Origin of the sequence: Streptomyces sp. FH025 (genome assembly GCF_017427025.1) — a bacterium.
GTDB lineage: Bacteria > Actinomycetota > Actinomycetes > Streptomycetales > Streptomycetaceae > Kitasatospora.
Genome location: NZ_JAFLNG010000275.1, coordinates 1 through 9,562, shown reverse-complemented (window position 1 = coordinate 9,562; position 9,562 = coordinate 1). Strand labels below are relative to the sequence as shown.

The window sequence follows — 9,562 nt, the reverse complement described above, 5'->3', positions numbered from 1 at the left end:
CCCGCCGAGGCGGTGCCCTGGGGGCTGCGGGTGGCCGCCGAGTCGACCTGGCGGCTGCTGCTGCTCGGTGCGGCGCTCTACGTCGTCTTCTACGTGGTCGACATGCTGCGGCTGGTCGCCTTCTCGGTGCTGGCCTCGCTGCTGATCGCCGCGCTGCTGGAGCCCTCGGTCTCCTGGCTGCGCCGCCGCGGGGTGCCGCGCTCGCTGGCGGCGGGCGGGGTGTTCCTGAGCGGTCTGGCCGGGATCGGGCTGGTCGGCTGGTTCGTGGTCTGGCAGGTGAGCACCAACCTGCCGGACGTCACCAACCAGGTGAAGACCGGTGTCAACCAGCTGCGGGACTGGATGGTCACCGGGCCGCTGCACCTGACCCAGCAGCAGATCACCGACTTCGCCAACCAGATCACCAAGGCGATCACTACCAACACCGACCAGCTCACCTCGGCCTCGATCACCGGCGCGCAGATCGCCGTCGAGGTGCTGACGGCGCTGCTGATGACCTTCTTCACCACCTTCTTCTTCCTCTACGACGGCGCGAAGATCTGGAACTGGGCGCTGCGCGGCCTGCCCCGGCACTCCCGCTTCGCGATGGCCGGGGCCGGCCCGAAGGCCTGGACGACGCTCACCGCGTACGTGCGCGGCACGGTCTGCGTGGCCTTCATCGACGCGCTCTGCATCGGCATCGGCGTCGACCTGCTGGGTGTGCCGCTGGCCATGCCGCTGGCCGTGATCATCTTCCTGGGCGCCTTCGTCCCGCTGGTCGGCGCGCTGATCACCGGCACGGTCGCGGTCCTGATTGCCCTGGTCACCCAGGGGCCGTGGACGGCGCTGATGGTGCTGGTGGTGCTGGTCGCGGTGATGCAGGTCGAGAGCCACATCCTCCAGCCGCTGATCCTCGGGCGGGCCGTCCGGGTCCACCCGCTCGGCGTGGTCCTCGGCGTCGCGGCCGGCGGCATCATCGGCGGCATCGGCGGCGCGGTGGTCGCCGTCCCGCTGATCGCCGTCATCAACACCGTGGTCACCCACCTGCGCCGGCGCAACGAGGCCGGCCAGGCCGTCTTCACCGCGCTGGAGGCCGCCCGCGAGGCCGCCGAACGCACCGCCGCGCCCCACCCGGCCCGGCCGGAGCCCGTCACGGAGTAGGGCACGGGCGCGGAAACGCCGACGGGCCCCTTCCGGACGTGGTGTCCGGGAGGGGCCCGTCGGCGTCAGCGCAGGCCCGTCAGGCGTTGGCGGCCAGGGCGGCCTCGGAGTCGAGGACGCCGGCCACGGCCTGGAGGACGGCGGCGATCTTCATCGAGGCCTGGATGACCTCGCGCTCGACGCCGGCCTTGCGCAGGACGGCCTCGTGCGAGTCGAGGCACTGGCCGCAGCCGTTGATGGCCGAGACCGCGAAGCACCACAGCTCGAAGTCGATCTTCTCGACGCCCGGGGTGCCGATGATGTTCATCCGCAGACCGGCCCGCATCGTGCTGTACTCCTTGTCGGAGAGCAGGTGCAGCGTCCGGTAGTAGACGTTGTTCATCCCCATGATCGCGGCCGCGCCCTTGGCGGCGTTGTACGCCTCAGGGGAGAGGTTGGCCTTGGCCTCGGGCTCCAGCTCGCGCAGCAGACCGGGGCTGCGGGTGGCCATCGCGCAGGACAGCACGGTGCCCCAGAGCTGCTGGGCGGGGAGGTCGGAGTTGCCGATGACCGAGCCCAGGTTGAGCTTGAGGTCCTTGGCGTACTCCGGAAGGGCGGCCTTCAGGTCGTCGAGGGCCATGGGTCAGCCCGCCAGCAGGGCCTGGGCGTCGAGGGTGTCCTCGCCCTTGGTCCAGTTGCACGGGCACAGCTCGTCGGTCTGCAGGGCGTCCAGCACCCGCAGGACCTCCTTGGGGTTACGGCCGACGGAGCCGGCGGTCACCATGACGAACTGGATCTCGTTGTTCGGGTCGACGATGAAGACGGCGCGCTGGGCGGTGCCGTCCTCGTTCTCGACGCCGCAGGCGCGCATCAGGTCGTGCTTGATGTCGGCCAGCATCGGGAAGGGCAGGTCGCGCAGGTCCTTGTGGTCCTTGCGCCAGGCGTGGTGCACGAACTCGGAGTCGCCGGAGACGCCGAGGATCTGGGCGTCGCGGTCGGCGAACTCGTCGTTCAGCTTGCCGAACGCGGCGATCTCGGTCGGGCAGACGAAGGTGAAGTCCATCGGCCAGAAGAAGACGACCTTCCACTTGCCCTCGTAGGACTTGTGGTTGATGTCGGCGAAGGCGCTCGCGGCGTCCAGGTCAACGCAGGCCTTGAGGTCGAACTCGGGGAACTTGTCGCCGATCGTGAGCACGTTCGCTTCTCCTGAAGTGAGGCTGGGGGGAGCTTTGTCCGGATTCCGGACGTGATCCACGATTCCACATCGTGGACTGATCAGGGAAATAGCTACACTGGATGTGTTTGATCGGAGATTGCTATCAGTACCGAATCCCCCACGTCCCGGCCCGGCGTCCGTAGGGCCGCCGCCGCCAAACCGGATCCGGCTGTGGCGAGTGCCACAGTCCGCAGCCCCCGTACGCCGACGGTCGCCCAGCTCAGGGCCTTCGTCGCGGTGGCCGAGCACCGGCACTTCCGGGAGGCCGCCGCCGCGACGGGGACGAGCCAGCCGGCGCTGTCCGGCGCGGTCGCGGCGCTGGAGGAGTCGCTGGGCGCGCAGCTGGTCGAGCGTACGACGCGCAAGGTGATCGTCACTCCCCTGGGGGAGCGCGTGCACCAGCACGCACGCCGGGTGCTGGCCTCGCTCCAGGCCCTCACCGAGGAGGTCGAGGCCGCCCGGCGCCCGTTCACCGGGCCGCTGCACCTGGGCGTGATCCCGACTGTCGCGCCGTACCTGCTGCCCACCGTGCTGCGGCTGGTCCGCGACCGCTTCCCCGAGCTGGAGCCGCACGTCCACGAGGAGCGCACCCCCTCGCTGCTGGAGGGCCTGGCCGCCGGACGCCTGGACGTCCTGCTGCTCGCGCTCCCGGCCGGCGGGGCCTCGCCGACCCGGGACATCCCGCTGTTCGACGAGGACTTCGTGCTGGTCACCCCGCCCGGGCATCCGCTCGCCGGGCGGATCGACGTGCCGCGCGACGTGTTGCTCGACCTGGACGTGCTGCTGCTGGAGGAGGGCCACTGCCTGCGCGACCAGGCCCTGGACATCTGCCGCGAGGTCGGCGCCGATCCGGCCGGCTCCACCACCCGCGCGGCCGGCCTGTCGACCCTGGTCCAGCTGGTCGCCGGGGGCCTCGGGGTGACCCTGCTGCCCGCCACCGCGCTGGACGTCGAGGCCGGGCGCACCGACCGGCTGGCCGCCGTGCGCTTCGCCGCCCCGGCTCCGGGCCGGCGGATCGGGCTGGCCACCCGTCCGGGCTCGGCCCGCAGCGCCGAGTACGAGCGCTTCGCCGCCGCGCTGCGCGAGGTGCTGGCCGAGCTGCCGGTGCGGATCGTCAGCTGATCGCGGGCTCGCCCAGGCAGAGTCCGACCGTGGTCGCGACCAGCAGGTCGAGCCCGCGCAGGGTGTCCGGGTCGGGCTCCTCGCCGGGGCTGCGCAGCGCGAGGTGGCGGGCCGTCAGGCCGTCGAAGCCGCTGAGGAAGTGGACCGCGATCTGCTGCGCCGGGACCGCCAGGGTGAGGTGGTGGGCGGCGGCGAGGGCGCTGAGCATCTCGTCGGCGGTGCCCTCGATGTCGCGCTGGAGCCCGAGCATGATCTCCTGGATGTCCGGGTCGCGCATGGCCAGCGCCCCGAACTCGCTCAGCAGCACGCAGCGCCCGTGCTCGCCGGTGGCCGCCTCCCAGAGCGCGTGCACCAGGGTGCGGACCTGCTCGCCGAACGGGCCGTCGCCGGGGTCGGCGGCGCGCACCTCGCCGAGGAAGTCGGACTTCAGCCGCTCGACGACCGCCCGGTAGAGGTCCTTCTTGGTGCCGAAGGTGTAGTGCACCGTCGCCTGCGCCACACCCAGCTCGGCCGCGATCGCGCGGGTGCTGCCGGCCGCGATTCCCTCCCTGGTCATCAGGTCGATCGCGGCCTGGACCAGTTGGGGTCGGCGTTCTGAGGCGGGGACATGAGCCATCCAGCCAGGGTAGCGCCATGGGCGGATAACTTTGTCATTCGATTCTGTCAGCCAACTTTGTCACCCGACAAGATTGGGTCTACCGTGGGACGGGTCCGTCCAGGCAGTCGCCTGTCCGACGACCCGACCGAGGATTCCCATGGCCACGTACCTGTACCGACTGGGCCGCTTCAGCTTCCGGCGAAGGCGCGCCGTGCTGGCGGTCTGGATCGCCCTGCTGATCGCGGTCGGCGGCGCCGCCGGCGCGTTCGCCGGCAAGACCAGCGACGAGTTCAAGGTGCCGGGCACCGAGGCGCAGAGCACGCTGGACCGGATCAAGGACACCTTCCCCGCGCAGGGCCACGGCTCCGCCCAGGTCGTCTTCGCGGCCCCGGCGCCCGGCGGCGCCACCGCGCCCGGGGCGAGCCGGGCGGTCAGCGAGGCGGTCGCCAGGATCGCCGCCGTCCCGGGCGTGGCCGCGGTGCCCGACCCGTACGCCACCGGCGCCGTCTCGCCGGACGGCAAGGTCGCGCTCGCCCTGGTCTCCTTCGACCACAAGCTCGCCGACGTCACCGACCAGCAGCGCGAGGCGGTGAAGGCCGCCGCCGAACCGGCCCGCGCGGCCGGGCTGGACGTGGCCTTCGGCGGCGACGCGTACAACACGATGGCCCAGATCGAGGGCGGCACCGAGGCGATCGGCCTGGTGGTGGCCGGGGTGGTGCTGGTGATCACGCTGGGCACGCTGGTCGCCGCCGGGCTGCCGCTGCTGACCGCGCTGGTCGGCGTCGGCGTGGCGATGGCCGCCCTGCTGGCGCTCACCGGCTCCTTCGAGATCATCACCACCGCGCCGGTGCTGGCGCTGATGGTCGGCCTCGCGGTCGGCATCGACTACGCGCTGTTCATCCTCTTCCGGCACCGCCGCCACCTGGACGAGGGCCTGGAGCCGGAGGAGGCCGCCGCCCGCGCCACCGCCACCGCAGGCAGCGCCGTCGTCTTCGCCGGCCTGACCGTGGTCGTCGCGCTCGCCGGGCTCGCCGTCGCGGGCGTCCCCTTCCTCACCGTGATGGGCCTGGCCGCCTCCGGAGCCGTCGTGGTGGCCGTGCTGGTCGCGATCACGCTGCTGCCCGCGGTGCTGGGCTTCGTCGGCCGCGCCGTCGACCGGCTCCCGGTCTGGAGGCGGGCGCTGACCGCCGGCCGGAGGACCACCGTGGGCGAGCGCTGGGCCCGCTTCGTGGTCCGCCGCCCGCTGCCCGTCCTCCTCGTCGGCCTGGCCGGTCTCGGCACCCTCGCGGTGCCCGCCGCCAGCCTGAACCTCGGCCTGCCGGGCGGCGGTTCGCAGGCCGCCGGGACGGACGCCCGCAAGGCGTACGACCTGATCGCCGAGAGCTTCGGGCCGGGCTTCAACGCGCCGCTGGTGGTCGTCGTGGACGCGCAGGGCGCGCCGCTGTCCGAGCAGGCGGTGCAGGGAGTCGCGGCGAAGCTCCAGGCCCTGGAGGGCGTGCGGACGCTGCTGCCGCCGACCGTCGACCAGGCCGGCCGGACCGCCCTGGTGACCGTCATCCCGCAGACCGGGCCGGACCACGAGGACACCAAGGCCCTGGTCAACGAGATCCGCGACCAGCGCGAGGAACTCCGCTCCGTGACCGGCGCGAACATCGCCGTCACCGGCACCACGGCCGCCAACATCGACGTCTCCACCAAGCTCGGCCAGGCCCTGCCGCCGTTCCTCGCGGTGATCGTCGGCATCGCGCTCGTGCTGCTCGCGCTGGCCTTCCGCTCGGTGCTCGTCCCGCTCAAGGCGGTGGCCGGCTTCCTGCTCAGCATCGTGGCCTCGCTCGGCGCGGTGGTCGCGGTCTACCAGTGGGGCTGGCTGGACGGGCTGATCGACGTGCCGAAGGTCGGCCCGGTGGTGAGCTTCGTGCCGATCCTGCTGATCGGCGTGCTGTTCGGGCTGGCGATGGACTACGAGCTCTTCCTGGTCTCCGGGATGAAGGAGCAGTACGTCCACGGCAAGGAGCCGCGCGAGGCCGTCGTCGGCGGGGTGAAGGGCGGCGCCCGGGTGGTGACGGCGGCCGCGCTGATCATGGTCTCGGTGTTCGGCGCCTTCGTCTTCGGCCACGACCCGATCGTCCAGCCGATCGGCTTCGCCCTCGCGGTGGGCGTGCTGGTGGACGCCTTCGTGGTGCGGATGGCGCTGGTGCCGGCCGCGATGGCGCTGTTCGGCGGGGCCGCCTGGTGGTTCCCGAAGCGGCTGGAGAAGGTCGTGCCGAAGGTGGACATGGAGGGCGAGCAGCTGATCGCCGAGCTGGAGGAGCGGCCGGCCCGGAAGGAGCCGGTCGGGGTCTGACCGTCCGTACCGGGTGCCCGGCGGGATCCGCTCCCGCCGGGCACCCGGTCACATCCCCGCGGGCAGCCGCTGCTCGAACCAGACCACCTTGCCGGTGCCCAGCCGGGTGGCACCCCAGCGGTCCGCGCAGCGGGCCACTATCTGGAGCCCGCGCCCGCGTTCGTCCTCCGGGCCGGTACGGCGCGGGCGCGGCAGCAGCGGGCTGTCGTCGCCGACCTCGCAGCGCAGCCGGGTGGTGCGTACCAGGCTCAGGGTGACCGGCCGGGTCGCGTGCTGGACGGCGTTGGTCACCAGCTCGCTGACCATCAGCTCGGTCGCCTCGCTCAACTCGCCCAGGCCCCAGCGGCGCAGCGTGTGCCCGGCCAGCCGGCGGGCCCGGCCGGGCGTCTCGTTGCGCGGTTGCAGGTACCAGTGCGCGACGTCCCCGGCCGGGATGCCGTCGAAGCAGGCGCCGAGCAGGGCGATGTCGTCGCCGCGGTCGCCGGGCGGCAGGATCCGCAGCGCCTCCTGGCACAGCTGCTCGGGGGACTGCCAGCGGGCGGCGGCGATCCTGGCGCGGAGCACCTCCAGGCCGTCGCTGATCGGGCGGGTGCGGGTCTCCACCAGGCCGTCGGTGAACAGCAGCAGCGCCGAGCCGGGCGGCGCGGGCAGCTCCACCGAGTTGAAGTCCACCCCGCCGACCCCGATCGGCGCCCCGGAGTCCAGCTCCACCAGCTCGGCGGTGCCGTCGGGGCCGACCAGCACCGGCGGGACGTGCCCGGCGTTGGCCATCACGACCCGGTTGGCGATCGGGTCGTAGACCGCGTACACGCAGGTGGCCAGGTGCTGTTCGCGGCCGAGCCGCTGGGCCTGTTCGTCCAGGTGGTAGAGCACCTCGTGCGGCGGCAGGTCGAGCGCGGCCAGGGTCTGGGCACTGGTGCGCAGCTGGCCCATGATGGCGGCCGAGGTGAGCGAGTGGCCCATCACGTCGCCGACGATCAGGGCGACCCGGTTGCCGGGCAGCGGCACCGCGTCGTACCAGTCGCCGCCGACCTGCGCGCCGCGCTCGCCGGGCAGGTAGCGCTGGGCGATCCGGACGCCGTGGGACTGCGGCAGCCGCAGCGGCAGCATGCTGCGCTGGAGCTCGTTGGCTATCTCCCACTCGCGGGCGTAGCGCAGAGCGGTGTCCACCGACAGCCCGGACTGGGTGGCCAGGTGCGCGGCGGTCGCGGTGTCGGTGGAGTCGAAGGCCGGGCGGCCGGTGCGTTCAGGGGGACGGCGGATCAGCACCAGCAGCCCGAGGACGGCCTTGCGGCCGCGCAGCGGCAGGGCGAGCACCGAGGTCCCGGCGGCCAGCCGGGCCAGTCCGCGGGTGCCGTACAGCTCGCGCAGCAGCGTCTCGGTGCGCTCGGCCGCGGGCGTGCCGAGGACGGCCGCCTCGGCCGGGCGGCGGCTCAGCAGGGCGTGCGCGAGCGCGCCGCCGCGGGTCACCGGGGTGGCCGGGCCGGTGTCGGCGGACGAGCGGGAGCCGTACCGGGAGCGGTGCCGGTCGTCCGTGCCGTTGCGCCGGCCGCGGCGGCCGATCCGGGTGCCGGTGCTGTGGTGTATCCGCAGCTCCTCGGGGAAGCCGGGTTCGCGCTCGACGTTGGGCAGCGGGTCGCGCAGGTGGAGCACGGCGGCGTCGGCGAGGGTCGGGACGAGGACCCGGCCGATGTTGCGCAGGGTCGCGGCCAGGTCGAGGGCGCTGTTGATCCGCCGGGTCGCGGCGTCGAGGTAGGCGAGGCGGTCCGTCACCCCGGGGCGGTCCGGCCGTGCGGCCGGGGGTTTCGCCGGGGCCTTCGGCCGGGCCGGGACCTGGCGGCGCTGGCCCGGGACGGCGGGCGGCTGCTCCGCCTCGGTCTTGAGCTGGTCGCGCACGGCTGCCTGTCCTGGATTCGGTGTGGTCGGTGGGCTGTTCTGTTCCCGGCCGCGGTGCGGCCGGCCTGCTTCGGTCCGATCAGCCGACGCGTCGACAGCACAGGAACAGCTGTTCCTCCGGCGGCAGCGAGGTGCTGGCCGGCGCGTACGGATGCCCCGAGCGCTCCTCGACGGCGAAACCGGCCGCGACCAGGACCCGCTCCAGATCCTCCCTCAGATACCCACTGATCCGCAGCTCTCTGCCAAGGAACGGAAGCGGAACGTGATCCAGATCCGCCTCGACCATACCGAGCGCCAGCAGCCCGCCGGGCCGGAGGAGTTCGCGCAGCCGGCCGAGCACGGTCGGGATCTCGTCCTGCGGCAGCAGGATCAGCGAGAAGAACGCGGTGACGGCGGCGAACCGGCCGTACCCCGCCGGGCCCAGTCCGGGCAAGCCCCAGACCCGGTCGGCGCGTTCGGTGGCCAGATCGTACAGGTCGATCCGATGGAACTCCGGCGGGATCTCGCCGGGGTGCGGCGCCCGGCGGGCCAGGGTGAGCATCCCGTCCGAGAGGTCCGCGCCGGTCACCCGCAGCCCGCCGGCGGCCAGTTGGCGGACGGTCGGCTCGCCGGTGCCGCAGCCGACGTCCAGGACCGGGGCGCCGGGCTCCAGCTCGGCGAGCAGCCGGCGGCCGCACTCCAGCTGCCCGTCCTTGGCGGGGAAGGCCTCGCCGTACCCGGCGCCGATGGTGTCGAAGGCGACCGCCTGCAGCGCCCGGTCGGCCCGGCGCCGCCGTACGTCGGGCTCGTCGTCCCCCGCGTCCTCGCCGACGGGGAACGAGTCGGAGATCTGTCCGGTCGTCACGTTGAGAGGCACCCTTCCACCCGTGGCCTCCGGTCGGCTCCTCCGCAGCCCGGGGGCCGCTGCCGGTGGCGGGCCGTCACGCTCCCCGCAGTCATACGTGCGCACCGGGCCCGGCGTCCTGCCGGCGGACACCCGTGTGCGTACTGGCATCTGAGAATATGCGCGATCACCACGCCATGGGGTCCCTTTCCGGCCAACTCGTCATGCTTGGGTCGATGTGGACCGGGTTTGCGGAAGCGAGGGCGTGCGGGTGGGGTGCGCGCCGGGGCCCGCACGCCGCACGGCGCGCCGGGGTAGGGGCTCTGACCTGCGATTTCATCAATCCGCAGGCTGACAATAGGACGTTTATCGAACGTCAATCGGCGCGGTGCAGAGTGGAGTCCAGCGCCGGGGAAGCGTTGAGGGCGCTCCCGCAGCCGGGGG

8 protein-coding genes are annotated in these 9,562 nt (G+C 73.2%); 3 read left to right on the top strand and 5 right to left on the bottom strand.

The window, feature by feature from the left end:
- Positions 1-1,140: AI-2E family transporter (locus J0670_RS20025; RefSeq protein ID WP_207813004.1), on the top strand; the 1,140-nt coding region annotated here is incomplete at its 5' end.
- Positions 1,141-1,219: 79 nt separating this feature from the next.
- Here the strand turns inward: J0670_RS20025 and J0670_RS20020 are convergent.
- Both J0670_RS20020 and J0670_RS20015 read right to left on the bottom strand, forming a co-directional pair.
- Entirely contained in the window at positions 1,220-1,759 is a 540-nt protein-coding gene (locus tag J0670_RS20020; protein ID WP_207813003.1) for an alkyl hydroperoxide reductase, read from the bottom strand.
- A 3-nt stretch (positions 1,760-1,762) separates the two neighbouring features.
- Entirely contained in the window at positions 1,763-2,314 is a 552-nt protein-coding gene (locus J0670_RS20015; RefSeq protein WP_196952746.1) for a peroxiredoxin, read from the bottom strand.
- A gap of 192 nt (positions 2,315-2,506) precedes the next feature.
- On the opposite strand from J0670_RS20015, the gene J0670_RS20010 reads away from it, so the two are divergent.
- Complete coding sequence (locus J0670_RS20010; protein ID WP_307806600.1) at positions 2,507-3,457, top strand: LysR substrate-binding domain-containing protein; 951 nt, start codon at positions 2,507-2,509, stop codon at positions 3,455-3,457.
- Here the strand turns inward: J0670_RS20010 and J0670_RS20005 are convergent.
- Positions 3,450-4,073, bottom strand: coding sequence for a TetR/AcrR family transcriptional regulator (locus tag J0670_RS20005; protein ID WP_207813002.1), 624 nt, complete (start codon positions 4,071-4,073; stop codon positions 3,450-3,452). The two genes, J0670_RS20010 and J0670_RS20005, sit on opposite strands and share 8 nt — an antisense overlap.
- 139 nt (positions 4,074-4,212) lie before the next feature.
- Here J0670_RS20005 and J0670_RS20000 point away from each other — a divergent pair, with 139 nt between their 5' ends.
- Positions 4,213-6,399, top strand: coding sequence for an MMPL family transporter (locus tag J0670_RS20000; RefSeq protein ID WP_207813001.1), 2,187 nt, complete (start codon positions 4,213-4,215; stop codon positions 6,397-6,399).
- Between the two features lie 48 nt (positions 6,400-6,447).
- Here J0670_RS20000 and J0670_RS40300 read toward each other — a convergent pair whose 3' ends face one another.
- Together J0670_RS40300 and J0670_RS19990 are read right to left on the bottom strand one after the other, a co-directional pair.
- Positions 6,448-8,295, bottom strand: coding sequence for an ATP-binding SpoIIE family protein phosphatase (locus J0670_RS40300; protein WP_207813000.1), 1,848 nt, complete (start codon positions 8,293-8,295; stop codon positions 6,448-6,450).
- Positions 8,296-8,374: 79 nt separating this feature from the next.
- Positions 8,375-9,139: a class I SAM-dependent methyltransferase gene (locus J0670_RS19990; RefSeq protein ID WP_374223130.1), complete on the bottom strand. Its 765-nt coding sequence runs from the start codon at positions 9,137-9,139 to the stop codon at positions 8,375-8,377.
- Positions 9,140-9,562: the final 423 nt, after the last annotated feature.